Source organism: Streptomyces sp. NPDC050997, assembly GCF_040660135.1.
GTDB lineage: Bacteria > Actinomycetota > Actinomycetes > Streptomycetales > Streptomycetaceae > Streptomyces.
The window spans coordinates 376,512-402,553 of sequence record NZ_JBFAGK010000001.1 but is presented as its reverse complement, the minus strand read 5'-3'; the positions used below and the strand labels follow the sequence as shown (position 1 = coordinate 402,553).

Here is a 26,042-nt window from a genome sequence, read left to right as displayed (position 1 = left end):
GCGGCGCCCGGTCAGCGTTTCGACGGGGCGCCGACGCTGTTCTTCAGTTCGAGTACGAGCTGGGGGCTGAGCGCGGCACCGGCACGGTTGGCGAACAGCGTCATCTCGTACGCGATGTTGCCGAGCTTGGCCTCCTTGTCGGTGACCACGCCGAGGACGGCGCCGCTGCCGATCGCGGAGACCAGGACATGGCCGCCCTCCAGGTCGATGATGACCTTGTTGAGGCCGCCCAGACCGTAGTTGCCGGAGGCCCCGGCGGCCAGGCTGGTGATGCCGGAGACGATCGCGGCGAGGCGCTCGGAGTCGGCGTGCTCACGCAACTCGGACACGGCGATGAGCAGGCCGTCGGAGGAGACGGCGATGGCATCGACGACGCCTGCCGTCTCGGTGGCGAAACGATTCAACAGCCAGGTGAAATCGGCTGCGGCGGCCTGCAGTTCGGCCGGGGTGGTGCCTCCCGTCGGAGTGCCACCTGTCGACGTGCTCACTGCTCCGCTCCTTCCGTGGAGTGGTGGTGCTGGTGCGAGGGACTGGGTGCGGGGCCGCTGGCGCGGGGCACGGGGGTCGAGGGGGTAGCGGTGTCGTCGGTGTCGAGGTGGTGTCGGGCGGGGCGGCGATCGTCGCCGCCCTCGTCTTCGCTGTCGCGGTTGGCGCGCGCCACGGCCGCCTCGAACTCGTCGAGCGAGTCTCGGACGGCCTCCGCGTCGGCGGGGCGGGGTGCGGACCGGCGGGTGGCCTGCTGGTCGGGGTCGGCACCGAAGGTCGTACGAAGTGTGGCTCCGCGGACGCGTCGGCGCAGCGGGCGGGCGCCGTCACCGGGCTCCGCCCCGTCACCTCGGGCGGCGGATACGGACGACACCGGCTCACCGTCCCGGGCCCGGGGGATGTAGGGCGCGAGGGTGTCGTCGGAGGTGGGGTCGGCCGAAGTGGCGGGGGCGGTGGGTGTGTCGGGGGCGGCCGAGGTGTCGTCCGGGGCGGGGACGGCCCTCGTGGCGGGTGTACCGGACGGGACCGGGTCGGTGTGCGGGTCGTTGGCCGGCGTGCTCTCCGGAGTGGGGGAGGCCGCCGTGCCGTTGGCGGGGGTGGCCCGCTGCGGCACCCGGCGGGGGAGCGGGGCGGGCTCGTCGTCGGTGGGGGCGGTTCTTCGGGGGGAGGCGGCTGCCGTCCCCGCCCGGGGCATCGGCCGCGCGTCGGAGGCGGCGGCCCGGGAGTCGGCGACGCCCGGGTGACCGGCGGAGGTCGAACCGGGAGCCGACGCGGCGGTGGTGGGCCCAGGAGCCGCGGCCGAACCCGTCCCCACGCTCTTCGCCGAGCCGCCGGAGGCAGCCGGCGCCACCATCGGGCTCATCGTCAGCAGAAGGGACGACGGGATGGTCACCTCCGCGGTGACGCCTCCTCCCGGGGTACGGGACAGGGCCACGTCCACGTCCCAGCGGCGGGCCAGCGCGCCCACCACGAACAGGCCGAGCACCTTCGTCGGGACCACGTCGAGGCGTTCGCGGCGGATCAGGCGGGCGTTCTCCTCGGCGATCCGCTCCGCACTCATGCCGAGGCCGTGGTCGGCGACCACCAACAGCGCGCCCTCGGCGCTGTTGCGGACCGTCACCTCCACGGGGCTGCCCGCGGGCGAGAACGACACGGCGTTCTCCACCAGTTCGGCCACCATCAGGGTGAGGTCGCCGATGATGTCGGGCTCCACCATGACCTCGGTCCCGGCGAGCAGATGGACCCGCTGGAATCCCTCGATCTGACCGAGGGCGGCCCGCACGACGTTGGTGAGCGCGAGGGGCCCGGAGTCCAGGACCGTCTCGCGGATGCCGGCGAGCAGCATCAGGCTGTCCGCGTTGCGGCGCAGCCGGACCGCGATGTGGTCGATGCTGTAGAGCCGCTCCAGCAGCGCGGGGTCCGTCTCGCCGCGCTCCACCGCGTCGATCAGGGCCAGCTGCCGGGTGGTCAGGTTGCTGACGCGACGGCCGACGTTGCCGAACATCTCGGCGACGTTGCGGCGGCTGAGCACCTGGCGCTCCAGCAGCGCGGACGCGGTGGTCTGCACATGGTTGAAGGCCTCGGCGAGATCGCCGATCTCGTCCTTCGCGGTGACCGGCACCTCGCGCAGCCGGGGCGGCGCGTCGTCCTCGGCGTCGTCGTCCGCCACCCGCGCCAGCTCGCGTCCGGCGACATCGGCGACCTGCCGCGCGGCACCGGTGAGCGCCTGCACGGGGCGCACCACGGAGCGTCGTACGAGGACCGCGAAGGCGATCCACGCGGCGAAGCCGAACAGCGCGAGGGTCAGCAGCAGGCCCGCGCGCCAGGCGGCCTCGCTCGACGCGTTGTCGGCCCGGTCGGCGATCTGGCCGATGAGAGACGCGGTGATCTTCAGGCGGCTGTCGGACTGCAGACGGTAGTCGGGGTAGGAGCCGAGGGCCTCGGTGAAGGCCTCGCGGATCTCCGTGGGCGTCCCCGCCTGCAGGTTGCCGGGGTCGATCTGCAGCTCGGCGTAGTGCCGGCCGATGGTCGCCTGTGAGCTGTTGTGCTCGATCCCGCCCAGCTCGTCCGCCTGGGCCTCGCTCGAGAACCGGGCGAAGCGGTCGGCCTGGTGGGTGTACTCGTTCTCGAAGCCGACCGCGCCGATGAACTCGATCAGGGCGTTGCTGTCACCGGTGCGCGCGGAGAACACGGCCGTCTCGAAGGCGCTGTGGGCGGCGTCGGCGCGCAGCAGGGAGTCCAGCAGGTTGCCGGTGAAGGTACCGGCGAGAGCCGCGTTGTGGTCCAGGCCGAGACCGTCGATCAGGTTTTTGGAGGCGTTGGTGTAGGCCGGGTCGATGTTGTCGGCGGGCAGATAGCCCTGCTCGATGGTGTCACGCAGACTGCTGAGGCCGTTGATCTCCCGCAGGGCCTGCGCCTCGGTGTCCGGCAGCCGGTCACCGAAGGTGTCGCGCACCTTCTTGACCTGGGCGTCGACCGCGGCCTGCGCCTTGCGGTAGTCGGCGGCGGAGGGGTGGGTACCCGTGGACGCGGCCTCGTTCCGCACGGACAGCAGGATGGCCTGCTGGTGCTCGGTCTCCACCTGGTCCACCAGCTCCGCGACCTCGGAACTGTCCCGCACCAGCTGAGCCGCGGTGTCCGCGTCCTGGGCCTGGCTCAGCTGTTCGGCGATGAGATAGAAGAGGAGTGCGGCGACCACGGCCAGCGGGACACCGACCAGGACGTTGAGCTTGCGACGGAACGGCCAGCGGTCGGCGAAACCCCGTAGCCGCCGGGCACCTCGTACACCGGACGTGTCACCCGGGACCGACGGCGTTGTCGGCTGGGCAGCCGAGCCCACCTCGCTCGTGGACACCAGGCCCTCCTTCGTGCGTGTCTTACGGCGTGCGAAGAACTGACACGTGACCGATTCTGATCGACACGGTTCGGTGTGACAGGACAACACCGATGCGGCCCCCGCACGCCACTGTGACCGGCGCCAACTTCGGCGAGACTACAGCCTCTTCGGGGGCCGGATCGCGTGCCCCTACGTCAAGAATCCATCACGACTCATCCACAGGTCGGCGGGTTCGGTGATGGTTGTGGTCAAGCTGTCACCAGTACCAGACGGGCAATGAAGCCAATTGGTAATAAGACTGCTCTTGACTGACCAATAACCGGCTGGATTGGATCAGCGCAAGAGCTTCCGAGCAACCCCCAGAGTCCGGAACGGAAATCGTGACTTTTACCGCCGCACACAGCAGGTCCCTCCGGAGTCGTCCGGGCGTGGCCGCCCTCGCGCTCGCCGCCACCACCGCCCTGCTGGCGGGATGCTCCTCCTCGGACGACACCTCCGACCCGTTGGCCGAGAAGGCGGAGGGTGACACGGTCGTCGTCGGTTCCAACAACTTCGCCGAGAGCATCCTGATCGCCGACATCTACGGCGAGGCACTCAAGGCCAAGGGTGTCAAGGTCTCCTACAAGCCGAACATCGGCAGCCGGGAGACCACTTACGGCCTGCTGAAGAACGGCTCCATCACGGTCCTGCCGGAGTACAACGGCTCGCTGCTCGCCTACCTGGACGCGAAGGCGGAGCAGAAGACGGCCGCGGCCGTGAACGCCACCGCGAAGGCCAAGCTCGACTCGAAGCTGACGCTGCTGGACTCGGCGCCCGCGGAGGACAAGGACTCCGTCAGCATCAACGCGGACACCGCGAAGAAGCACAGCCTGACCTCGCAGTCCACGCTCGCGGACCTCAAGGACATCGCGCCGCAACTGGCCATCGGCGGTTCGCCGGAGTTCCAGACCCGGCAGCAGGGTCTGGTGGGCCTGGAGTCCGTGTACGGCCTGAAGTTCAAGTCCTTCAAGGCGCTGGACGCGGGCGGTCCGCTGACCCAGGCGGCGCTCACCAAGAACACCGTGCAGGCCGCGGACATCTTCACCACGGACCCGACCATCGTCAAGGAGAAGTTCATCGTCCTGCAGGACCCGAAGAACCTCTTCGGTTTCGCCAACGTGACCCCGCTGGTCTACAAGTCCGGGCTCTCCCAGGAGGGCGTGGCCGCCCTCAACGAGGTCTCGGCCAAGCTGGACACGAAGTCGCTGCTGGACATGGACTCCCAGGTGCAGCTGGAGAACAAGGACCCGCTCGACGTCGCCCAGGCGTGGCTGAAGTCGGTCGGCCTGAACTGACGTCCGCTGCTCGGACATGATTGACGGCTGACGGCTGACGGCTGACGGCTGACGGCTGACGGATCGGCGCGGGGCCCCGCGGTACGGGGCACCCGCGCCGATTTCGTACCCGCGCCGCTCTCGATACCGAGCCGCTCAGTATCCGACGTGGAACGTGGCGTCCTGCTGCTCCGTACTCGTCGAGATCGGGTCGATCCGCAGGACGTAGTTCGCGTGCCTGATGTAGCGGGTCGGGTTGTTGTACGAGCGGAAGGACGACCAGGAGCTGTCGGCCAGCCCCGCGGTCCGGTAGAAGGTCGCGTCACCGGCGAAGGTCGACGTGCCGTCGTTCACGTCCAGCCGCAACTGGTAGTTGTAGTGCCGCAGATAGCGGGTCGGCAGGCTGACCGACTGGAAGGACACCCCGGACGAGTCGGCGAGGCCCGGGACGAGCTTCCACTGGGAGTCGGTGTACGGGTCGAAGGGGTACGCGTCGATCCGGCCCACGTAGTTGCTGTGCCGGACGTAACGGTCCGGGAAGTTGTAGGACTTGAGGCGGTTCCAGGCCGGGGCGCCCCACTTCGCGACGAGGTTGTCGTACTGGGCGGAGGTGATCGGCTGGATGCCGCAGTGCTTGGAGTTCAGCGGCTGCGTGTACAGACGCTGGTCGAGGGCGGTCCAGGTGCCGGCCGCGAGGTTGCCGCTCTGCCAGACGTAGAAGACGCCGTTGGGTGTGTAGGTGTCACCCCAGAGGTAATAGGTGCCCGACGTCAGGGACTTGACCACAGTGGGAGCCTCGGTGCCGCCGTGCGCGACGGGTGTGCTGAACGGTGTGAAGCTGCCCGGGGCGAGGGACGTCGAGCGTGCGCCGACGAGGGTCTGGTCCTTCTTGTAGTACAGGTAGTTGACGCCGTTCACGCCCACCGCGAGGTTGCCGTCGATGATGTCGTAGCCGGGGTCGAAGAAGACCTGGGGGCTCTGGGTGGTGCGGAAGTCGGTGGTGTAGCTGACCATGATCACGTTGTGGCCGCTGCTGTTCACCGAGGAGTAGATGATGCCGTACTGGCCGCGCCCGGCGTCCCAGAAGGCCTCCGGTGCCCAGCTGTGGGTGTTCGTCATGTCGTGCAGCTTCAGCAGCCGGTAGCCCGTGAAGGTGCGCAGGTCGGCGGAGTCCCAGACATGGATGTTCACGCTGGTGCGGGACCAGTCGGTGCCGCTCAGGTCCGTCGCCAGCACCACGAAGGTGCCGTCCTGCTTGCGCAGGATGAAGGGGTCGCGCAGACCCCCGGCACCGCCGGTCGGGGTGACCACCGGGTTGTTCTGGTTCAGGGGCGTCCAGCGCAGGCCGTCGGTGCTGACGGCCAGGTGCAGACCGTAGTTGGCCTCCAGCATGGTCGTGGACTCGGTGAAGTACGCCATGACGTACGCCGAGTCGGCGGCGTGAGCGGTGCCCGCGCCGAGGGTGAGGGCACCGGTCGCGGCGAGCGGGACGGTCGCGGCCAGGCCGAGGACGTGTCTGCGGGAGGGGTGGGCCGAGGAGTGGGGCATCGACTCTCCAGGGGGTGCGGGCCTTCTGGGGGCAGGCTTCTGGTCGATATATCGAATGGGGTTCGGTGAACCGACCAGAAGGTAGGAGAGTGCGGAGAACGCGTCAATCACTCGGGCGGCCTTGGCGGATTTCCGATACTCCGCCGCGCACGGCCCCGAGTTGGGCCCCCGAGCCCGGTCCCGAGTTCGGCCCCGAGTTCGGCCCGCGCCCGCGCCGCCGCCCCGACCGCCACCGCGTCCCCGTCCAGCAGCGCGGGCAGGACTCGCACCGGGCGCCCGCTGACCGGGGGTTCCGCGGCCAGGGCCCGCCCGATCGACGGCTCGACGAGCGCCCAGGACCGGCTGACGCCCCCGCCGACCACGAAGGTGGTGACATCCAGCAGACCCGCCGTGACCAGCATGGCCCGGGCCACGGCGGCACCCGCCGTCTCGTACACGGCGAGCGCGTCCGGATCGCCCCGGCCCGCCGCCTCGGCCACCTCCCGCGCGCCGCGCGTCCGCCCGGTGCGCTCGCCGTAGCGCGCGGCGATCGACCGTCCCGACGCCAGCGTCTCCAGATGCCCCCGGCCGCCGCAGGTGCACGGCAGGTCCCCGAAGCCCGGCACATGCCCGATCTCGCCCGCCGCGCCGTGCGGTCCTTCGTACAGCGCGCCGTCCAGCCACAGCGCCCCGCCCACGCCCGTGCCCAGCGTCATCCCGAGCACATCCGGCTCGCCCGCGACCGCGCCGGCCGCCGTCTCGCCGCGCAGGAACGCGTTGACGTCGTTGTCCAGGAACGCGGGCACGCCCAACGCCTCCTCGACCGCCGCCGTCACCTCGAACCCCGCCCAGCCCCGGAAGGAGTCGCTGGCCACGAGGATCCGGCCGGCCCGGGCGTCCACCACCCCGGCCGCGCCCACCCCGACCCCGAGCAGCCGCGCGCCCGTCCGGCCGAGCAGCAGCCGTACGGCGTCCAGGGCGGCCCCGACCATCGCCGCCCCGCCCACCGCCGCCGGGGTCGGTACCTCCACCCGGTCGAGGACACCCAGGTCCTCCCCGCACAGCGCCACCTGGGTCGTCGTACCGCCGATGTCCACTCCGGCGATCGTGTGCGTCACGCGGTGGCCCCCGTCCGTCCCGCCGCCCGCCGAGCTCGTTGGACGACCGGATCCGGCACCGGCACGGCGGCGATGAGCCGACGCGTGTACTCGGTCTCCGGACGCGACAGGGTGGACAGGGTCGGCCCCTCCTCCTCCACCCGGCCCGCCCGCATGACGACGACCCGCCGGGCGAACTCCTGCACCACGGCCAGGTCGTGCGACACGAACAGACAGGCGAACCCGAGCTCGCGCTGCAACTCGGCGATTACCTCCAGGACCGTCCGCTGCACACTCACGTCGAGCGCGCTCGTCGGCTCGTCCGCGACCAGCAGCCGCGGCCGCAGCACCAGCGCCCGCGCGAGACTCACCCGCTGCCGCTGACCACCCGACAGCTCACGCGGTCCTCGACCCGCCAACTCCCGTGACAGCCGGACGAGTTCGAGCGCCTCCGCGACCCGCTCCCGCCGCTCGGCCGCCGGCATGCCCCGCCGGTGTGTCCGCAACGGCTCGGCCACACACTCCGCCACGCTCATCCGCGCGTCCAGCGAGGCCACCGGGTCCTGGAGCACCACACCCACACCGGCCAGCAGGGCCCGGCGCGCCCGTCCCCGGGCCCGCCCCAGGTCGCCGCCGAACAGCGACACCGAACCGGCGGCCGGCGCGACCAGCCCGAGCGCCACCCGCGCCACCGTCGACTTGCCCGAACCGGACTCGCCCACCAGACCCACGGTCTCGCCGGGCCGGACCGCCAGCGACACCCCGTCGAGAGCCCGCACGGCACCGCGGCCCCGGCCGAAGTCCACGGTCACATCCCGGAGTTCGACCACCGGAGTCACCAGAGGCACCGGAGTCACCGGAGTCACCGGAGTCACCGGAGGCACCGGAGGCACCGGAGGCACCGGAGTCACCGGTGGGTCCTGTTCGGCGGAGTCCGCCGGATGCGTGCCCGCATCGCTCACCCGCAGCCGCGGCACCGCGGCCAGCAGCCGCTGGGTGTACTCGTGCGTGGGCCGCAACAGCACCTCCTCCACCGAACCGGTCTCCACCACCTCGCCCCGCAGCATCACGGCCACCCGGTCGGCGAAGTCGGCGACCACGCCCATGTTGTGCGTGACCAGCAGCACGCCGGTGTCGGAGTCGGCCGCCAACCCCCTGAGCAGATCGAGGATCTCGGCCTGCACGGTGACGTCGAGCGCGGTGGTCGGCTCGTCCGCGACCAGCAGACCGGGCGAGTTGGCGATCGCCATGGCGATGACGACCCGCTGCCGCTGACCGCCCGACAGCTGGAACGGGAACGCCGACGCCCGCCGCTCCGGATCGGGAATGCCGACCCGGCGCAGGAGCTCCACCGCCGCACGGGCGGCCTCCGCCCGCGACACGGGCCGGTGATTGCGGACGACCTCCGCTGTCTGCCGGCCGATCCGGGTCAGTGGATCCAGCGCGGTGGCCGGCTCCTGGAAGACCATCGACGCGGTACGGCCGCGCAGCCGGGCCAGCTCCGCCTCACCGGCGCCGGCGATCTCCGTACCGTCGACGGTCACCCGCCCGGACGCCCGCGCGTTGCCCGGCAGCAGCCCCATCGCGGCCAGCGCCACCGTCGACTTGCCGGACCCGGACTCGCCGACCAGCGCCAACGTCTCACCGGGCCGGACGTGAAGCGACACACCGCGTACGGCGGGCACGTCGCCGGTGTCCGTCGCGAACGTGACCCCGAGGTCCTCGATCCGCAGGATCTCCGTCCTGGAGTTGTTCATCCCCGTCCCCTCACGTCGAAGGCGTCGCGCAGCCCGTCGCCGATCGCGTTGAACGCGCACACGACGAGGATGATCGCGAGGCCGGGCGGCACGATCAGCCACCAGCGCCCGGAGTACGCCGCCGTCAGACCGGCCGACAGCATGCCGCCCCAGTCGGTCGACGGCGGCTGGACGCCGAGGCCCAGATACGACACGTACGCGACCAGCAGGATCGCGTCGGCGACCTGGAAGGTGGCCGCGACGACGATGGTCGACACCGAGTTCGGCAGGATGTGCCGCAGGATCGCCCGGCCGTGGGTGCCGCCCGTCGCGCGCAGCGTCAGCACGTAGTCGCGGTTCTTGAGCGTCAGCGTCTCCGCCCGCACCAGCCGGGACGGGACCAGCCAGGACACCAGGCCGAGGATCACGATCAGACCTGGCACGCCCGGCGTGGTGATCGCGGAGACGACCAGCAGGATGAACAGCGCCGGGATCGCGATCCCGGCGTCCACCACCCGCATCATCACCGCGTCCACCCAGCCGCCCGCGTACCCCGCCACCGCGCCCCACAGGGTGCCGATCACGGTGGCCAGCAGTCCGGCGGCGAGCCCGACCAGCAGCGACACCTTCCCGCCGTACATGAGCCGCCCGAGCTCGTCGTGCCCGACGGCGTCCGTCCCCAGCCAATGCGCCCCGCCCGGCGCCAGATTGACCTGGGTGAGGTCGGTGTGGGTCTGGTCGGTGGAGTACAGCAACGGGCCGACGAAGCAGAACAACAGGAACAGGATGACGACCAGGAGTCCTGCCACGGCGAGTCTGTTGCGGGCGAAGCCCGCAAGGGGCGCGGGGCTGTGTCGATTCGCGGCTCCGCCGCCGGGCGCGATCCGCCCCCACCGGCCCGCGGCTCGCACACGGCCTTCTCGCGAAGCACTCACGCGTGGCCCGCTTTCACTCGGGGATCGACGATCCGCTGGACGACGTCCGCGAGCAGCGTGCCCACCACCGTCGCGACGGAGATGACAAGGACGCAGCCCAGCAGCACCGGATAGTCGGAGGACTGCGCGGCGGACCAGAACAGCAGCCCCATTCCCGGGTAGTTGAAGAGCTGCTCGACCACGAGCGCGCCGCCGAAGAGCACGGGCACGTAGTACCCGAGCATCGCGACCACGGGGGTGAGGGAGTTGCGGAACACATGCCGCCACAGGATCGCCGCCGGCCGTGCGCCACCGGCCCGCGCGGTGCGGACGTAGTCCTCGGAGAGGTTCTCCAGGGTCGCCGCCCGCATGTACCGGCTGAACACGGCGATCATGGACGCGGCGCCCGTGACGACCGGCAGCACCAGCGCCGCCGGGTCCGCGAACACCTGGGCCAGGGTGTCCCCTTGAGGTGCCTGAGAGGGGAACCAGCGCAGGGTCTGGGTGAACAGCAGCACCAGGATCAGGCCCAGGAAGTACACGGGCGTCGAGTACGCGACGAAGCTCAGCGTGGTGATGACGTAGTCGGTCGGCTTGTTGCGGCGCACCGCCTGCCACATGCCGAGCGGGATCGCCAGCAGCAGCCCGAAGAGCGCCGACAGCATGGTCAACACCAGGGTTTTCGGGAGCCGTTGCTCGATGAGCCCGGAGACGGCCTCGTTGAGCGTGTACGAAGTGCCGAGGTCACCGTGCACGAGCGTGTTCAGGTAGTAGACGTACTGGACGGGCAACGGGCGGTCCAGGCCCTGCTCGTGGTTGAACGCGGCGATCTGCTCGGCCGTCGCCTGCGGGCCGAGGATCCCGCGCGCGGGACCCCCGGGCAGCGCGTGCAGCAGGCAGAAGACCACGATCGTGACGATCAGGATCACGGCCAGGGCCTGGAGGACCCGCCGGGTGAGGTACGCGAGCGTGTCCATGCCTCAGCTGGTCCACTTCCACTGCGCGGGATGGAAGTTGGCGAGCGAGTCCTGGGAGAAACCACCGAGGCCGTCGCGTACGACCGAGACCTGGTAGACGGGCTCCGGCAGCCAGATCACCGGCAGGTCCTTGGCGAGGGCCGCGCTGTACTGCTGGATCGCCTGGTTCGAACTCGACGTCGTGGACGCGGAGATGAGCTTGTCCACCGCAGGGTTGGAGTAGTTGCCGAAGTTCGAGCCGCCCTTGGACTGGAACAGCGAGTCACCGGTCGGGAAGGCGTTGAAGTACCAGCTGCCCGCCGTACCGAAGAACGACAGCTGCCACGTGCAGATCGACTGGCCGGACGTGCACTGCGGGGTCTGCGAGAGCACCGAGTTCACGGGCGCGGTCTTGATGGAGAACTTGATCCCGGTCTTCGCGAGCGCCGACTGGATGGCGCTCATCATGTTGTCCGTGACGGTCGACCCGGACTGCGACAGCACCCGCATCTGGAACTTTGTTCCCATGGCTACCCCAGTACCGCACTGTGCCGCGCCGCTGCCCGGACTCGTGCAGGTCATCACCCCGCCCTGCTCGCTCCAGCCGTGGTCGGTCAGCAGCTTTCGGGCGGCCGACGTGGAGAACGGATACGGGTTGCCCTTCTGTACGGGGGACACGAAGTCCGAGGCCTGGCCCTGTGGGATCGGTCCGTACCCGGGCACCGCCGTCCCGTTGAGGACGACTTTCGCCAGACTCGTCTGGTCGATCGACCGCTGGACCGCCTGCCGGGCGTACAGCTGCTTGAACACCGGGCCCATCGCCGGGTTGTTGAAGTTGTAGGGCATGTAGGTGATGGCCCAGCCCGACCACGGCTTCACGGTGTAGCCCTGCGCGGTGAAGCTGTCCTTCTGGTCGAGGTCGGTGGCCTCGATGTAGCCGTAGTCGACGCTGCCGGAGCGCAGCGCGTTCTTCTCGGCGTCCGCCGTGGTGAAGGGCAGCAGGTTCACGGTCGGGATGCCCGGCTTCTCGCCGCCGTCGTACTTCTTGTTCGCGGTGAGGACGACCTTGCCTGCGGTCGAGAAGGACTTGACGGCGTAGGGGCCGCTGGTGGTCTTCCACAGCGGGTCCGAGGCGTAGCCGGAGATGTTCTTCGCCGCCGAGTTGAGGTACGTCCACACCTGCTTGGCGCCCGCGGTCGTGCGGTCGGCGTCGGACACCTTCGCCGCGGCGTCCGTCTTGTCCCAGGCGTGCTGGGGGAGCGGGTTGATGCTGCTCAGCTCGTTGGCGAGCATCCACTGGGAGTTGTAGGCGCGGTCGAAGGTGATCGTGAGGTGGCGGGCGTCGACGGTCTTGAAGGACGTCCAGTTGTCGGGCGCCTTGCCGGGGTTGTAGCCCGCCCACTGGGCCTTGTTCGCCTTGATGAGGTTGAACCAGAACTCGACGTCCCGTGCGGTGACGGGCTTTCCGTCGCTCCAGTGGCGGTCGCTCAGGGTGATCGTCACGCTTTTTCCGTCGGACGCGAACTCGGCGGCCGTGGCCACCGAACCGGCCTTGTTCCAGGCGATCTTCCCGGTCGAGCCGTCGTAGGCGACGAGTGGCTCCCACAGGGTGTTCGCGATGGAGATGTTGTTGGTGTTCAGATGGGCCGCGGTGCCGATCGGCAGGATCCAGTTCGGCGTGAAGTTCGCGGGGAGCGCGTAGTCGATGGCGTCGTGCGACGCCGATGACGTGCCGCTGGACCCGGAACACGCGGCGAGCAGCAGCGTGCCCGCGCCGAGGGCGGCACCGGCGAGGAGTCTCGTGCGGGCAGGGGACATGGCTCTCCTCAGGCAACAGAAGCGGGGGCGGAGCCAGTGAACGCCCCGTGGGTGCGAAGAAACAGACGTGCCGCTGTAAAAAGCCTGTTACTGCTGTTCTGGAAAAAGCCGGAGAGGGGTCCGACTGACCTACGCTCAGGGCCTCGACCGCCGAAGACGGAAGTTACTTCGTCCATGCCTGAAAAAAGTCCGCAATCGAAGACTCCGCAGCCGAAGACTCCGCAGGCGAGGAGTCCGGAGCTCAAGGGCCCGCCGCGCCGGAAGAGCGGGTCCGGGTTCTCCTCGCTGACCGAGGGTGTTCTGGAACTCCTCGCCTCCGGACAGGCGACGACCCGCACGGAACTCGCCCTGCTGCTCGGCGCCGCCCCGTCGACGGTCTCGTTCGCGGTGGGCCAACTGCTGACGCACGGTCTGGTCACCGAGGAGGGCACGCTGTCCTCCACCGGCGGGCGCCCGCGCAAGGTGCTGCGGCTCGGCGGCAGCGACGGCTACGCCGTGGCGGCCGACCTCGGCGGCAAGCACGCCCACGTGGGAGTCGTGCACCCCGGCGGTGGTCTCACCGACGTCTCCACCGTGCCGTTCCCGACCGCGGACGGGCCCGAGGCCGCGCTGCCCGGACTGGTCGAGACCCTCGAAGGCCTCGCCGACCGGCAGGGACGCGACCTGCTCCGGGGCGTCGGCCTCTGTCTGCCCGGCCCGGTCGACGTCGAGCCGGGCCTGGTGACCCTGCCCGCCCGGATGCCCGGCTGGAACAGGTTCCCGGTGCGGGACTGGCTGGAGGAGCGGTTCGGCGTCCCGGTGGCCATCGAGAACGACGCCAACTGCATGGCCGTCGGCGAGCACAGCGTACGGCCCGTGGAACACCGTCAGTCGATCATGGTGAAGGCCGGCTCCGGCATCGGCGCGGGTGTGATCGCCGACGGGCGGCTCTACCGGGGCGGCACCGGCGCCGCCGGCGAGATCACCCACGTCCGCGTCGAGGCCGCCCACGACACACCCTGCTCCTGCGGCAACACCGGCTGCCTGGAGACCGTCGCCTCCGGTGCGGCCCTGGTCCGCATCCTGCGGGAGCGCGGCCGTGACGTGGCGTCCACCGAGGACGTCGTACGGCTCGCCTCCGACGCCGACCCCGAGGCGACCCGCGCGGTCCGCGAGGCCGGCCGCTACCTCGGCCGGGTGCTCGCCGCGAACGTCAACTTCTTCAACCCCGACGCGGTGTACCTCGGCGGCATCCTCTCCACACTGGAGCCGTTCGTCGCCGCCGTCCGCAGCCAGCTGTACGAGGGCTGCCATCCGCTGGTCACCGAGCACCTGGTCATCGAACGGGCCGGCCTCGGCGCCGACGCGGGCCTGGTCGGCGCGGGCCAGTTCGCCCTGCAGCGAGCGCTGGCGCGGGCGCTGCACGCGGCCACCGGCCACCAGCCCTGAGAGCCCGCGTCCTGAGCCCGGACCGTCCTGAGCCCGGACCGTCCTGGGCCCTGGACCGTCCTGAGCCCCGAACCATCGTGAGCCCGAAGCATCGTGAGCCCGGACCGTCGTGAGCCCGGACCGTCGTGAGCCCGGACCGTCCTGAGTCCCGGAGGAACCATGTCCCTGCCCGTCATCGCGATCGCCGGACTCGGTATCGAGTCCTCGACCTTCTCCCCGGCCCGCACCGAGGCACCCGCCTTCCACCCGCGGCGTGGCGCGGACGTCCTCACGCGCTACCCCTTCCTGGCCCCCGGGCAGCCCCTGCGCGAGGCCGCCGACTGGCGCGGTGCCCTCGTCGGCAAGGCCCTGCCCGGCGGTACGGTGACGGCGTCCGCGTACGCCGAACTGACCGCCGAACTCCTGGACCGACTACGGCAGTCGGGCCCCCTCGACGGCCTCTGGTACGACATCCACGGCGCCATGACCGTCGAGGGGCTGGACGACGCCGAAGCCGAACTCCTGCACCGCGTCCGCGAGGTGGTCGGCCCTGACGTCCTCGTGTCGACCTCCATGGACCTGCACGGCAACGTCTCCCGTGAACTCGTCCACCGCAGCGACCTGATCACCTGCTACCGGATGGCCCCGCACGAGGACGCCATGGAGACCAAGGAGCGGGCCGCACGCAACCTGGTCGAGCTGCTGGCGAGCGGGGCGCCCCGTCCGGCCAAGGCGTGGGTGCCGGTGCCGGTGCTGCTGGCCGGCGAGCAGACCTCCACCCGGATCGAACCCGCCCGGAGCGTGTACGCGGCCGTCGAGGAGGTGGCGGCGGCCGAGGGCGTCACGGACGCGGCGATCTGGGTCGGCTACGCCTGGGCCGACGAACCACGCAACCGCGCCGCGGTGGTCGTCACCGGCCCGTCTACGGCCGCCGTCACCGCCGGTGCCGAGCGGCTGGCGCACGGCTTCTGGGCGGCACGGCACGACTTCGCCTTCGTCGCCCCCACCGGCACCCTGGACGAGTGCCTCGACGCGGCCCTGGCTTCCCCCGCCCGCCCGTACTTCGTCAGCGACACCGGGGACAACCCGACGGCGGGCGGCGCCGGCGACGTCACCTGGGGCCTGCGACAGGTCCTGGACCGCCCGGAGTTCAAGGACCCGTCCGGCCCCGTCGTCATCTACGCCTCCCTGCCCGGACCGGCGGCCGTCGAGACCGCCGCGCGAGCCGGAGTCGGCGCGAGCGTCACCGTCACCGCGGGCGCCGAGGTCGACGACCGGCACGCGGGCCCGCTCACCCTGACCGGCGTGGTCCACGCGGTCCGGCACGGCGACCGGGACGCGGAGACCGAGGTCGTGCTGCGGGTGGGGAGCGTGCATGTGATCCTCACCCGGCTGCGCAAGCCGTACCATCACGAACACGACTTCACCGACCTGGAGTTGGACCCCCGGGCGGCGGACCTCGTGCTCGTCAAGATCGGCTATCTGGAGCCGGAGCTGTTCGCCATGGCCGCCGACTGGAAGATGGCGCTCACCCCGGGCGGCGTCGACCAGGACCTGACCCGCCTCGGCCACCACCGCGTCCGCCGGCCCCTGTTCCCCTTCGACCCGGAGATGCCCGCCCCGGACCTCGGCGCCCGGCTGATCGCGCCCTTCGACGAACCGCTCAGCGGACCGGAGGAGTGAGCTGCCCGGAACCGTCGCCCTCGTCCGCCTCGGCTATCACCCTGTCCATCAGGGCGACCAGCACGTCCCGGGCAGAGGCGCGCTCACGCGCGTCGCACAGCAGCACCGGGACGTGCTCGGGCAGCGCCAGCGCCTCCCGGATGTCCTCGGCCGGGTACGGATGCCGGCCGTGGAAGCCGTTGACGCCGACGACGAAGGGGATGCCCCGCCGCTCGAAGAAGTCGACCGCGGCGAAACTCGACTCCGGCCTGCGGACGTCGATGAGCACCACCGCGCCCAGCGCGCCCACGGCCAGGTCGTTCCACATGAACCAGAACCGCTGCTGGCCCGGCGTACCGAAGAGATAGAGCACCAGCTCGTCGCTGATGGTGATCCGGCCGAAGTCCAGGGCCACGGTGGTGGCACGTTTCTCCTCTATGCCGTGGAGGTCGTCGATGCCGAGGCCGGCGGAGGTCAGCGACTCCTCGGTGCGCAGCGGCGCGATCTCGCTGACCGACCCCACCATGGTGGTCTTGCCGACGCCGAAGCCCCCGGCGATCAGGATCTTGACGGTGTCGGGTGCCGCGGGGGTGGCGGCGTCAGAGCCGGCCAAGGCCGTCCCTCACTTTCTGCAGCAGGTCCAGGTGGGGGGTGCGGGGGGAGACGGGATGCGGCGGGTGGGCGGTGATGAGGCCGGCCTCCAGCAGGTCGCAGAGCATGATGACGATCACGCTCACCGGCAGGTCCAGCAGGGCCGCGATCTCCGCCACGGCCACCGGCCGCACGCACCGGCGCAGGATCCGCGTCTGCTCGGGCTGTGGCCGAGGCGCCCGGTCCGGCGGCGGATCCACCGCGGTCACCGTCGTGATGAGGGTGAAGTCGGCGCGGCTGGGCCGGGTCCGGCCGCCGGTCAGGGCGAAGGGCCGTACCAGCCGGCCCGCCGCGTCGCTTCCGCTCACCTCACTCGTCACTCGTCGCCCGTCACTCGCCCGCGGCGGCCGGGGGCCCCACATGGGCCCTCGGTGCCGCGCTGAGATGCTCGCCGATCTTCTTCACCAGCATGTTCATCTGGTACGCCACCACGCCGACGTCCGCGCCCGGACCGGTCAGCACGACCAGGTGGGCGCCGGGTCCGGCGGAGGTCAGGATCAGGAAGCTGTTGGCCATCTCGATGAGTGCCTGGCGCACCGGGCCGCCGCGGAAGTCCATGCTGACGCCCTTGCTGAGGCTCATCAGACCGGAGGCGGTCGCGGCCAGCCGCTCGGCGTCGTCGCGCACGAACCCGGTGGACCTGCTGACGACCAGTCCGTCCTCGGAGAGCACCACGGCGTGGTTCACGTCGGCGACCCGGTCCACGAGACCGGTGAGCAACTGGTCCAGCTGGGTGTCCGTGGCGGGGGTGGGGCGTGTCATGACGGTGTCCTTCATCAGCGGTCGGTCTGGAGGGTCGGGTTGACGGCGCCGTCCGCGGAGGGAACGTGCGCGGCGGGGGTGCTCGTCGGGGGCGGGTCCTTTCGGTCGTGCGGTGCGGGTGCGTTCTGGTTCGGCGCGGGTCCGTCCTGGGCCGGTGCGCGGCCCTCCTGGTCCGGTGCCGGTGCCGGTGCGTCCTTGGCCTGGGCCGGTTCGCGAGCGTCCTCGCCCGGACCACCCTTGTCCTCGTCCGGGTCGTGCTCGTCGCGGGCCCGGAGTGTTCCGGCCTGGAAGCAGCCGAGCGAGGAGGCGGCGTGCTCCGCGGTGAACTCGCCGGAGTCGGCCGCGTCCGCCGCATCGGCCGCAGTGGCCTCCTCCCGGAGTTCGGCGACCAGGCTGGTCTGCGGTACGCGGCGCGGCAGCGGGGTGAGCCCGTCGGAGCGGGGGAGGGGAGGGGCGGCGGTGGCGGCGGCGGGGGCCGTGCGCGCGGCGAGGAGTGGCCGGGGGGCACCGCGGGGCGGCGCCGGGTCCTTGTCGGCCCCCGGGGCGTTCGCGGGTCCGGGACCGTGCACGGCGTCCCGGCCCGTCCCGGCCCGCGCGTCCGCCGTACCCGGCGGGTCCCCGGCCTCCGCGGTACCGCGTGCGCCCCGTACGTAGGGAGCGTCGGCGGGGGAGGCCTCCGGCACCACGACGTCGTGCGGGATCAGGACGATCGCCGTGGTGCCGCCGTACGGCGAGGAGCGCAGGGTGACGGCGATGCCGTGCCGCTTGGCGAGCCGGGAGATCACGAACATGCCGAGCCGCAGGTCGTCGGCGAGCGCCACCACGTCGAACTGCGGCGGATCGGCCAACTGGGCGTTGAGCGAGGCGTAGTCCTCCTCCGACATACCGAGGCCCCGGTCTTCGACCTCGACGGCCAGCCCCTTGGCCACCATCGCGGCCCGCACCCCGACCCGGCTCGGCGCGGGGGAGTACGCGGTGGCGTTGTCGATGAGTTCGGCCAGCAGATGGATCACGTCAGCCACCGCGGGCGGGGCCAGGCACACCTCCTCGTCGGCGTGCACCTCCACCCGCTGGTACTCGGCGACCTCGCCGACCGCGCTGCGCAGGATGTCGATCAGCGCGACCGGTTCGGTCCAGCTGCGACGCGGCTGCTCGCCACTGATGATGACGAGGTTCTCCTCGTAGCGGCGCAACTGGCTCGCCGTGGAGTCCAGTTCGTACAGGCCCCTGAGCACGTCGGGGTCCTGGTGCTCGCGCTCCAGCGCGTCGAGTTGGCTGAGCTGGAGGTTGACCAGGTTCTGGCTCTGCCGGGCGATGCCGAGGATCACCTTCTGGAAACCGCGCCGGGTGTCGGCGAGTTCCACGGTGGTCACCACGGCGGTGCGCTGGGCGGTGTTGAACGCCTGTGCCACCTGGCCGAGTTCGTCCGAGCCGTAGTCCAGCGGTGGTGCCGCCAGGTCCACGTCGACCTTCTCGCCCCGGTCCAACCGCCGGACGACGTCGGGCAGCCGCTCCTCGGCCAGACCGAGGGTGGCCTCCCTGAGGCCCCGCAGCCGACGGGACAGGGAGCGGGTGATCCGCCAGGACATGCCCGCGCACAGCAGCAGCGCGACGAGTCCGCCCGTGCTCAGCGAGGCGGCGGTCAGCAGCAGTCCGTCGGCCTTGTCGGCGCTCTGGGTGAGGAGCGAGGCGGTCTGCTGCCGGATCAGTTCGCCGTACCGGGCGGAGACCTTCTTCAGTGCCGTGGCCCACTGCTCGCGCAGGTCGGGCAGGGCGACCCGGTGGGCTCCGTCGGACGCCCGGGCATCCATCACCTGGTCCTCGACGGACTGCAGGGTCTGCCACTCCGGGCTCTGCAGGATGCGCTCGGTCTGCGTCTTCGCGTCGCCGCGCAGCGACGGCACGATCTGGTCCTGGACGATCCAGCGGCGGGTGCTGACCATCTGGCCGAACGTGGTCCACGCCTTCTCGTCGAGATACCCGGACGGCCAGGCGAGGGTGAGCCGCGCGTCCTCCTGGGAGACCAGCTCCGCCCCGTGCTCCAGCGCGACCAGCGGACCGGCCTGCGAGGTGAGGTCGCCGTCGTCGACCTGGGAGAGCTCCTGGAAGGCGTGGATCTGGTCGTCGATGATCGAGGTGTACTGGTCCAGCGCCTGCTCGGCGGTGATGTCGGCGGGGTCGTCCACCTGGCCCCGGTAGTACTCCAGGCTGCCCACGGATCCGACGACCGAGTAGAGGCGGTCCGCGATCCGGGCGGGGGCCATCCGGATGGCGCCGGACCGGCCGACGAGCTTCGCGACCGCCTTGTCCGTCTCCTTGCGCCCCTGGTCCAGAGCGGCCCGGGAGCCGGGCTCCTTGGCCAGCCAGGCGGCCGACAGGGCACGTTCCCGCTGCAGCGTCAACGTGGCCTCGGTACCCATCGCGCCGGTCGAGCGGCTCAGTTCCGTCTGCGAGCGCAGCCGCAGGCCCTCCGAGAACATCTGTGTCGTCGTCACACCCCACAGGGCGGCGAGGGTGACGCTCGGAACCAGTGCCAGGAGGATGAGGGATAGACGTATGGAGCCGAGGCGGCGACGGGAACCTGTCCGTCCAGACATGGACTTCCTTGGGCGATCAGCGGGGAGGGAGGGGAGCGGGTAAGGAGCGGGCGGGGGGCGGAGGGTCCGTCGGTGGGGGCCGCCGGTCAGCGGGTTCTGGTCGTCAGCGGGTTCCGGCGGCGGCGAAGCGGGCGACCGCGGCGACGTTCGTCCTGGTGACGAACGCGGGTCCGGTGAGTACGGGAGCCACCCCGCCGCCGCTGAGGTTGCCGTTGGTCCGGTACAGCCACAGCGCGTCCACGGCGAGATAGCCCTGCAGATACGGCTGTTGGTCCACCGCGAACTGCACGTCCCCGTCGCGCACGGCCTTGACCAGGTCCTTGTCGAGGTCGAAGGTGGCCACCTTCGCTTTGCTGCCCGACGCCTTCACCGACTCGACCGCGGTGAGCGCGAACTGGGCGCCCAGCGTGACGACCTCGTCGATGGAGGGGTCCTGCCGCAGTTGGGCCGTCACGGCGGCGTCCACCGCGTTCAGCTCGGTGCCCTCGACGTAGAGCATCTCGGTCTGGCCGGTGAACGTCTTCTTCACGCCGGCGCAGCGCGCCTCCAGGGCTACGTTGCCCCGCTCGTGGATGACGCACAGGGCGTGCTTGGCCTTGACGGCGTCCAGCCTGTCGCCGACGGCCCGGCCCGCGAGGCTCTCGTCCTGGCCGAAGTACTCCAGCAGACCCTGCGAACGCCAGGCGTCGATCCCGGAGTTCAGGCCGACCACGGGAATGCCGGCCGCCTTCGCGTCGGCGACCGGGCCCTTCATCGCCTGCGGCTTGGCGAGAGTCACCGCGATACCGTCGACTTTGTCGTCGACCGCCTCCCGCACCAACTGCGCCTGCTTGACCGGATCGGAGTCGCTCGCGTAGGTCAGGTCGATGCCGTCCTTGGCGGCCGCGGCCCGGGCGCCCTTCTGAACCAGATCCCAGAAGGAGTCTCCCTGGCCGCCGTGGGTGATCAGAGCGACCTTCGTCCGGCCGCTCTGCGCACCGGCCGCCGCGTCCGCGTCCGCGCTCGTGTCGAGCCCGGAGCCGCCGAATCCGGAACAGCCGGCCAGGAGCAGGCAGAGCGCGGCGGCCAGGACGGCTGTGCGGACGGATCCCCGGGAGGCCTGAGGTGGGGGAGGAGTGTTCATGGAGCGGGCACCTCGCTGTGCGGCCGAGCAAGAGGAACACAAAAATACGGTCGAATCGCGCACGGGCGCTGACCGGTTGAACCGTCATCGGCTTGGAGCCAACCGTGTGTGACCGCCGGTAGTCAAGTGATCGGCCGCTCGCACTGAGTTGTCGGTGCCGCATCGTGATGATCTTTGCGCCCGCCGGGAGGCCGAAGGCGGCGGCAGGGGGTGGCGCGAACTGGAACGAGCCGTTCGGCCCGGCCGCGTCGCCTACCCCCCTTCGCCACCCTTCGCCCCCCGGGGCTTTACGGCTTGCGCGCCACGACCCCGTACATCGCGATGTCCTCGTCCCGGACCACCTCGGTGCCCGTGCCGTCCGGACACCACTTGTGGACCTGCACGATGCCCGGCTCGAGGAGCTCCAGTCCCGCGAAGAACTCCTCGGCCTCGGCGAAGGTGCGCAGCCGCATCGGCATGCCCCGGGCCGCGTACTCGCGGGCCACCCGGCCGACCTCGTCCGGCGCGAACTCGGCCGTGCCGATGGACATCGCGAGGTGACTGCCGGGCGGGAGCGGGTCGAGGAGCCGGCGGACGATACCGACGGCGTCGTCCTCGTCCATCATGAAGTGCACGATCGCGATCACGGTCAGGGCGACCGGCCGCGTCAGGTCGAGCGTCTCCCGCACCGCGGGGGCGTCCAGGATGCTGCCCGGGTCGCGCATGTCCGCCTCGACGTACGCCGTCCGGCCCTGCGGAGAGCTGTTCAGCAGTTCCCGCGACAGGGCGAGGACGAGCGGGTCGTTGTCCACGTACACGACCCGCGACTCCGGAGCCACCGCCTGGGCGATCTCGTGGATGTTCGGCGAGGTGGGGATGCCGCTGCCGATGTCGAGGAACTGGCGTATCCCCGCCTCCCCGGCCAGCCGGCGCACCGCCCGGTGCATGAAGTCCCGGTTGGCCCGCATGTGGACGGGCAGCGCGGGCCACTCCTTGCACATGGCGTCACCGGCCTCCCGGTCCGCCGGGTAGTGGTCCTTGCCGCCGATGATGTAGTCGTAGATCCGCGCGGAGTGCGCGGTAGAGGTGTCGATGTCTCGGTCCATGCACCTCCCTTCCCATGGGTAACTCGCGTCTAATCCCGTGCGGTTGACCGACATGGATCCCACCGGCCCCGCGCGGCCGTCGGCAGGTACACACCGGGGCGGCAGAGCGGCGTCTCCGGCGACCTGGACGGGACCGGGCCCACGCTTCTCCGTACGGTGAGCGCCTTGAGCGGGACTGACTGATGCCCAGGGGCTGGGGGCCGGCTGATGCCGAGGGGCTGAGGGCCGGCTGATGCCGGACAACTCCGGGCCGCCTGACGCCGGATGTCTGCGGGCCCGCCCGACGCCGGATGTCTGCGCGGACGCACGATGCCGAATGGTCGGCGGGCTGCCGAACCCCGATTGGCTCCGCCTCAGGCCGCACAACTCCGGGGCGCCCGGGCCCTGTTGGGCTCACCGGGCGGCCGGGTCCGGGCTTCAGACGGATTCGACGGGCTGCCGTTGAGGGGCCTGCCGCTGAGCCGTCTCGTCGTGAGCCGTCTGAGCGGTCTCGTCGCGAGCGGTCGGCTCGTCGGCCGTCTCCCGCTGGAGTTCCTTCGCCTCGCGTGCCGTCTTCCGGCGTTGCCGTCGGCTCACGCGCGGCGCCTGGTCGGGCAGCCAGCCGAAGGTGAGGCAGCTGCCCACCGCCCCCAGCGCAAGGCCGATGAAGAAGCCGCCCAGGTTCGAGGTGAGCCAGGTGCCCAGGGACAGCAGAATGCCGGTGATCGAGTAGAAGAGGCGCTGCGCGGGGTTGAAGAGGATCAGCAGCCCGAGCAGCACCATCAGGGCCGGCAGGAGGTAACCGGCCAGGCCCTGCATGCCGATGTGCATGACGACCTTGAGCGACGCCTTCTCGGTGAGCAGGACCTCCGCTCCGCCCAGGGCGAGCAGCAGCCCGCCCCAGAACGGACGTCGGGCCCGCCAGTTCCGGAAGTCGGAGCGCGTGTCCTGACCTGGCCGGCCCGACATCAGCAGCCCTTGTCGCTGAAGCTCAGCTTCAGACCCGGCAGCTTGAACACGCCGGCGGTGGTGGCGTAGTTGGTCTGCCGCAGGTTGGCGATACGCACGGTGTCGGCCTGCTGGCTGAAGACGCCGATCGGGCCCTTCACGCCCGCCTTGGTCAGGGTGCTGGCGTCGTTGCCGATCTCGATGTTGTTGAAGGAGGCGTCACCCGACAGCTCGGTGGAGTCGGTGGTCAGGTCGCTCGCCTGGACCTTCTGCGCCCCGCTGCCGGCCTTGATGAGCAGGTTGGTGCCACCCAGGTCGACGCTCTGGCACAGAGAGTCGAGCGTGGCGTTCTTGATGGCCGAGGTGACGACCAGCACCTGGCCACCGGTGTCGCCCGCGTTCGGGCTGCCCTCGGCCATGCTGTCGAGGCCGCCGAACTGCTCGAATCCGGTGCCCTTCAGCTCGGTCGCGGTGACCGTGAAGGGCATGCCGGAGATGGCGAACTGCACACCCAGCGCTCCCTCGGCGGTCAGGATCGCGAGCCCCGCGGCGACCGCTGCGGCCGGCACCGCCATGATCGCGGCCCGACGCGCCCGCACCCGTCCGCGTCTGGCGGAACCGTCGGGGGTTTCGGACACTCCGGTTGCGGAACCGCTTTCCGGGTTCTCTGGGGTGTTACCGGCGGACGATGTGACGTCCGAGGACGAGGCCATGTGCTGCTCCTGTGGGCATAGTCAATGCAGTTGGGCTTCAGGTTCAGTTGGCACGTTGCCCTGGCGCGGACAGCGAACCGGTGCGCACGCCTCCCCGCAACTCCCGGTGGATGCAAGGGCTTTCTCGTTACGCATCAGTAGCCGTCCAGGAAGTTACCCGTGGTTACATTCGAGGGTCAAGCAAGTTGTGGGAAAAGGGTGTTGATTATGTGCCACCTGTGATCCAACTGCTGCGCGGATGACAAAAAGGCCTCGCCGGACCACTAACTGCCCTGCGAGACCTTGACGTTGACTGACACTCAGGTCTAGAACTCTCCGTGGCTTCCCCCGATCCGTGGCGCCGGATCCAGCCGCTTCCCGGACGTTCTGTCCATTACGGGCATGTCACTGCCCAAGTCAGCCCCTTCACGGCACCCACACGGTCGCTTCCCCCCTGAGGCCGTGCCGGGCCGCCCTCCCACCCGGCCCGTCCGGAGCCCTCCCCCATTGGGTCTCCGGACGGTCACCGGTGGGCTGCCGTTGCCGGTCCGTGCCGTACGGAGAAGGCGTCACGGGCCGGCGATGGCGGACCCGAACCGCGTCCCCACCCCGGGAAGCCAACCCTCACCGCGGAAGAATCCGCCCCCCAGAAAAGAGGCACCCGCATGCGTACCCGTTCCCTCCTCGCCCTCACCGGAGCCGTCGCCGCCCTGACCATGGCGGCCGTCCCCGCATCCGCGGCCGACACCCCGGTCCTCACCACCGGTGGGCTCGGCGGTACGCCCGTCGCCGTCGGCGACGTCCTCACCGCGCCGCTGGCCTCCGGCACCACCGCGACCCTCTACTCCAGCGACACCGGCACCAGCGGCATCTCCTGCACGAGCTCGCAGTTCACCGCCACCGTCGCCGACAACCCGGCCGCGCCCGGCACGGCCACCGAGACGCTCAGCGGCCACACCTTCGACAGCAGCACCTGCAGCACCAACGTCGTCGGCGTGCTCGGCGTCACCAGCATCACGGTCAACAACCTGCCGTACACGACCGCCGTGAACTCCGACGGCACCGTCACGGTCACCGCGCCGAGCGGTTCCGCCGTCCAGACCACGGTCGTGCTGCGCACCCTGCTCGGCAGCATCAACTGCGTCTACCAGACGCCCAGTCTGACCGGCAAGGCCGACAACGCCGACAACAGCATCACCTTCACCAAGCAGCAGTTCACCAAGACGTCCGGCTCCTCGCTGTGCTTCGCCAACGGCTACTTCACCGCGAAGTACGCGCCGGTGACGGACGGCGGCGCGCTGGTGTTCGTCAACTAACGCTGTTCCGCCCGGCGTTCAACGCCGGCGCAACCGCAGCGCCAGGGCGGCGCCCCCGGTGAGCAACAGCACCGCGGCGGCGCCGCCCGCCACTGCCGGCGTGGACGGGCCGGAGTCAGAGTCCGCGGCGGAGGCCACCGGAGTGCTCTCCGGGGCGGCGCCGGCCTCGGTGTGGCCGCCGGAATGGGCGGCGGTCGGTGACGACTCGGTCCGCGTCGGACTCTGCGGCGCGGACTTCGCGGGTTCCGCGGACTTCGTGGGCGACGGAGCCGCGCTCTCGCCGCTGTCGTTCGTGGCCGAGCCCGACCCCGCGCCGGCCTGCGCGCCAGAGCTCTTCGCCGTCGGGAACACCACGTCCGAGCACGAGTAGTACGTGTCCGGCGTACTGCTGTTCTGCCAGATCGTGTACAGCACATGCCGTCCCGTCCGGTCGGACGGCAGCGTCGCCCTGAGCCGGTACGCCCCGTTCGTCAGCGTCGGGTCCGTCACCTCCGCGAACGGCTTCTCCGGAAGGTCCGACCAGGTCAGCGGCTTCGCCGGGTCGTAGCCGGGCTTGGTGAGGTAGAGCTTGAACGTGCCGGTGTGCGGGATCGTCGAGGCGTACCGCATGGTCAGCGAGGCGCCGGGGGCCAGACGGGTGGACGGCCAGTCGGCGCGGGCGAGGTCGAGGCCCCGGTACGCGGGCAGCCCGCCGCTGCACAGCTCCCCGTCGGGGACGGTCTGCCGGTCCCGACCGTTCACGTTCGCGACGCGCAGGTTGTCCCAGGCCGTGAAGGGCGACCCGTTCGCGGCGACGGCCGCCCGGCAGGCGGCGGTGCCCGTCTCCCCTCCGTCGGGTGAGCAGCCGTAGACCCGGCTCACCGGATCCGTGGGGGCGCCGTGCGCCACGGCGGGCGCCGCCGCCCACATGCCCAGCAGCAGGGAGCTCGTGACGGAGACCGCCAGGGCGGCGGTGCGGTGTGCGGTGGTCCGGGGCATCCGGAACGTCTCCTCGGGCGGAACGGAACGGCCTGGCTTCCGTGGGGGGGCCACGGTCTGCTCCCGTCCAGTACGGGAAATCGGCGGGACGCGTTCACGGGATTCCCAGCCGGGTGAACGGGACCCCCACCCAGGCACGAGGCCCTCCCGGCCGACGCG

20 protein-coding genes and 1 pseudogene are annotated in these 26,042 nt (G+C 71.0%); 4 read left to right on the top strand and 17 right to left on the bottom strand.

Annotation, left to right across the window (positions count from 1 at the left end; all coding sequences use genetic code 11):
• Positions 1–11 precede the first annotated feature (11 nt).
• Positions 12–488, bottom strand: coding sequence for a roadblock/LC7 domain-containing protein (locus tag AB0H86_RS01795; protein WP_362431654.1), 477 nt, complete (start codon positions 486–488; stop codon positions 12–14).
• Positions 485–3,340 (bottom strand): ATP-binding protein, encoded by a 2,856-nt coding sequence (locus AB0H86_RS01790; protein WP_362431652.1) that lies wholly within the window; start codon positions 3,338–3,340, stop codon positions 485–487. The genes AB0H86_RS01795 and AB0H86_RS01790 overlap by 4 nt, the downstream gene beginning before the upstream one ends.
• A 362-nt stretch (positions 3,341–3,702) precedes the next feature.
• Here AB0H86_RS01790 and AB0H86_RS01785 point away from each other — a divergent pair, with 362 nt between their 5' ends.
• Complete coding sequence (locus AB0H86_RS01785) at positions 3,703–4,656, top strand: ABC transporter substrate-binding protein (RefSeq protein WP_362431650.1); 954 nt, start codon at positions 3,703–3,705, stop codon at positions 4,654–4,656.
• Between the two features lie 135 nt (positions 4,657–4,791).
• Here the strand turns inward: AB0H86_RS01785 and AB0H86_RS01780 are convergent, their stop codons facing one another.
• The 6 genes and pseudogenes from AB0H86_RS01780 to AB0H86_RS01755 all read right to left on the bottom strand — a co-directional run bounded on the left by AB0H86_RS01780 (position 4,792) and on the right by AB0H86_RS01755 (position 12,683).
• Complete coding sequence (locus tag AB0H86_RS01780) at positions 4,792–6,183, bottom strand: glycoside hydrolase family 43 protein (RefSeq protein WP_362431647.1); 1,392 nt, start codon at positions 6,181–6,183, stop codon at positions 4,792–4,794.
• Between the two features lie 107 nt (positions 6,184–6,290).
• Entirely contained in the window at positions 6,291–7,280 is a 990-nt protein-coding gene (locus tag AB0H86_RS01775) for an ROK family protein (protein ID WP_362431645.1), read from the bottom strand.
• A complete protein-coding gene (locus tag AB0H86_RS01770; RefSeq protein ID WP_362431642.1) occupies positions 7,277–9,016 on the bottom strand; it encodes an ABC transporter ATP-binding protein in 1,740 nt (579 codons plus the stop codon). Before AB0H86_RS01770 ends, AB0H86_RS01775 begins: the two co-directional genes overlap by 4 nt.
• Positions 9,013–9,825: pseudogene (locus AB0H86_RS01765) on the bottom strand (ABC transporter permease); the annotation flags it as partial. The pseudogene AB0H86_RS01765 and the gene AB0H86_RS01770, both read right to left, overlap by 4 nt.
• Before the next feature lie 101 nt (positions 9,826–9,926).
• Positions 9,927–10,886: an ABC transporter permease gene (locus AB0H86_RS01760; protein ID WP_362431640.1), complete on the bottom strand. Its 960-nt coding sequence runs from the start codon at positions 10,884–10,886 to the stop codon at positions 9,927–9,929.
• A 3-nt stretch (positions 10,887–10,889) separates the two neighbouring features.
• Positions 10,890–12,683: a peptide ABC transporter substrate-binding protein gene (locus tag AB0H86_RS01755; protein ID WP_362431637.1), complete on the bottom strand. Its 1,794-nt coding sequence runs from the start codon at positions 12,681–12,683 to the stop codon at positions 10,890–10,892.
• Positions 12,684–12,857: 174 nt separating this feature from the next.
• On the opposite strand from AB0H86_RS01755, the gene AB0H86_RS01750 reads away from it, so the two are divergent.
• Both AB0H86_RS01750 and AB0H86_RS01745 read left to right on the top strand, forming a co-directional pair.
• Positions 12,858–14,111, top strand: a complete 1,254-nt coding sequence (locus AB0H86_RS01750) for an ROK family transcriptional regulator (protein WP_362431635.1) — start codon at positions 12,858–12,860, stop codon at positions 14,109–14,111.
• A gap of 159 nt (positions 14,112–14,270) precedes the next feature.
• Positions 14,271–15,773 carry a M81 family metallopeptidase gene (locus AB0H86_RS01745; protein WP_362431632.1) on the top strand — a complete coding sequence of 501 codons (1,503 nt, stop codon included), beginning with the start codon at positions 14,271–14,273 and terminating at the stop codon, positions 15,771–15,773.
• Here AB0H86_RS01745 and AB0H86_RS01740 read toward each other — a convergent pair.
• The 8 genes from AB0H86_RS01740 to AB0H86_RS01705 form a co-directional block, all read right to left on the bottom strand.
• Entirely contained in the window at positions 15,754–16,365 is a 612-nt protein-coding gene (locus AB0H86_RS01740; RefSeq protein WP_362431630.1) for an ATP/GTP-binding protein, read from the bottom strand. The two genes, AB0H86_RS01745 and AB0H86_RS01740, sit on opposite strands and share 20 nt — an antisense overlap.
• Positions 16,352–16,711 (bottom strand): DUF742 domain-containing protein, encoded by a 360-nt coding sequence (locus AB0H86_RS01735; RefSeq protein ID WP_362431628.1) that lies wholly within the window; start codon positions 16,709–16,711, stop codon positions 16,352–16,354. Before AB0H86_RS01735 ends, AB0H86_RS01740 begins: the two co-directional genes overlap by 14 nt.
• Before the next feature lie 22 nt (positions 16,712–16,733).
• Positions 16,734–17,165: a roadblock/LC7 domain-containing protein gene (locus AB0H86_RS01730; protein ID WP_362431625.1), complete on the bottom strand. Its 432-nt coding sequence runs from the start codon at positions 17,163–17,165 to the stop codon at positions 16,734–16,736.
• A gap of 14 nt (positions 17,166–17,179) precedes the next feature.
• Complete coding sequence (locus AB0H86_RS01725) at positions 17,180–19,762, bottom strand: nitrate- and nitrite sensing domain-containing protein (protein WP_362431622.1); 2,583 nt, start codon at positions 19,760–19,762, stop codon at positions 17,180–17,182.
• Positions 19,763–19,865: 103 nt separating this feature from the next.
• Positions 19,866–20,885 carry a sugar ABC transporter substrate-binding protein gene (locus AB0H86_RS01720; RefSeq protein ID WP_362431619.1) on the bottom strand — a complete coding sequence of 340 codons (1,020 nt, stop codon included), beginning with the start codon at positions 20,883–20,885 and terminating at the stop codon, positions 19,866–19,868.
• Positions 20,886–21,172: 287 nt separating this feature from the next.
• Positions 21,173–21,970, bottom strand: coding sequence for an SAM-dependent methyltransferase (locus AB0H86_RS01715; RefSeq protein WP_362431616.1), 798 nt, complete (start codon positions 21,968–21,970; stop codon positions 21,173–21,175).
• A 417-nt stretch (positions 21,971–22,387) separates the two neighbouring features.
• Positions 22,388–22,918 carry a DUF6114 domain-containing protein gene (locus tag AB0H86_RS01710; RefSeq protein ID WP_362431614.1) on the bottom strand — a complete coding sequence of 177 codons (531 nt, stop codon included), beginning with the start codon at positions 22,916–22,918 and terminating at the stop codon, positions 22,388–22,390.
• Complete coding sequence (locus AB0H86_RS01705) at positions 22,918–23,610, bottom strand: DUF6230 family protein (protein ID WP_362431612.1); 693 nt, start codon at positions 23,608–23,610, stop codon at positions 22,918–22,920. Before AB0H86_RS01705 ends, AB0H86_RS01710 begins: the two co-directional genes overlap by 1 nt.
• 644 nt (positions 23,611–24,254) lie before the next feature.
• Here AB0H86_RS01705 and AB0H86_RS01700 point away from each other — a divergent pair.
• Positions 24,255–24,905 (top strand): Tat pathway signal sequence domain protein, encoded by a 651-nt coding sequence (locus AB0H86_RS01700; RefSeq protein WP_362431609.1) that lies wholly within the window; start codon positions 24,255–24,257, stop codon positions 24,903–24,905.
• Between the two features lie 18 nt (positions 24,906–24,923).
• On the opposite strand, the gene AB0H86_RS01695 is transcribed toward AB0H86_RS01700, so the two are convergent.
• A complete protein-coding gene (locus tag AB0H86_RS01695) occupies positions 24,924–25,883 on the bottom strand; it encodes a lytic polysaccharide monooxygenase (protein ID WP_362431607.1) in 960 nt (319 codons plus the stop codon).
• Between the last annotated feature and the right edge of the window lie 159 nt (positions 25,884–26,042).

Bases quoted from the DNA above. Each gene is read 5' to 3' on its own strand.
- AB0H86_RS01780 (WP_362431647.1), bottom strand. From the start codon at position 6,183: ATGCCCCACTCCTCGGCCCACCCCTCCCGCAGACACGTCCTCGGCCTG.
- AB0H86_RS01770 (WP_362431642.1), bottom strand. From the start codon at position 9,016: ATGAACAACTCCAGGACGGAGATCCTGCGGATCGAGGACCTCGGGGTC.
- AB0H86_RS01760 (WP_362431640.1), bottom strand. From the start codon at position 10,886: ATGGACACGCTCGCGTACCTCACCCGGCGGGTCCTCCAGGCCCTGGCC.
- AB0H86_RS01755 (WP_362431637.1), bottom strand. From the start codon at position 12,683: ATGTCCCCTGCCCGCACGAGACTCCTCGCCGGTGCCGCCCTCGGCGCG.
- AB0H86_RS01750 (WP_362431635.1), top strand. From the start codon at position 12,858: ATGCCTGAAAAAAGTCCGCAATCGAAGACTCCGCAGCCGAAGACTCCG.
- AB0H86_RS01745 (WP_362431632.1), top strand. From the start codon at position 14,271: ATGTCCCTGCCCGTCATCGCGATCGCCGGACTCGGTATCGAGTCCTCG.
- AB0H86_RS01730 (WP_362431625.1), bottom strand. From the start codon at position 17,165: ATGACACGCCCCACCCCCGCCACGGACACCCAGCTGGACCAGTTGCTC.
- AB0H86_RS01725 (WP_362431622.1), bottom strand. From the start codon at position 19,762: ATGTCTGGACGGACAGGTTCCCGTCGCCGCCTCGGCTCCATACGTCTA.
- AB0H86_RS01720 (WP_362431619.1), bottom strand. From the start codon at position 20,885: ATGAACACTCCTCCCCCACCTCAGGCCTCCCGGGGATCCGTCCGCACA.
- AB0H86_RS01715 (WP_362431616.1), bottom strand. From the start codon at position 21,970: ATGGACCGAGACATCGACACCTCTACCGCGCACTCCGCGCGGATCTAC.
- AB0H86_RS01710 (WP_362431614.1), bottom strand. From the start codon at position 22,918: ATGTCGGGCCGGCCAGGTCAGGACACGCGCTCCGACTTCCGGAACTGG.
- AB0H86_RS01705 (WP_362431612.1), bottom strand. From the start codon at position 23,610: ATGGCCTCGTCCTCGGACGTCACATCGTCCGCCGGTAACACCCCAGAG.
- AB0H86_RS01700 (WP_362431609.1), top strand. From the start codon at position 24,255: ATGCGTACCCGTTCCCTCCTCGCCCTCACCGGAGCCGTCGCCGCCCTG.
- AB0H86_RS01695 (WP_362431607.1), bottom strand. From the start codon at position 25,883: ATGCCCCGGACCACCGCACACCGCACCGCCGCCCTGGCGGTCTCCGTC.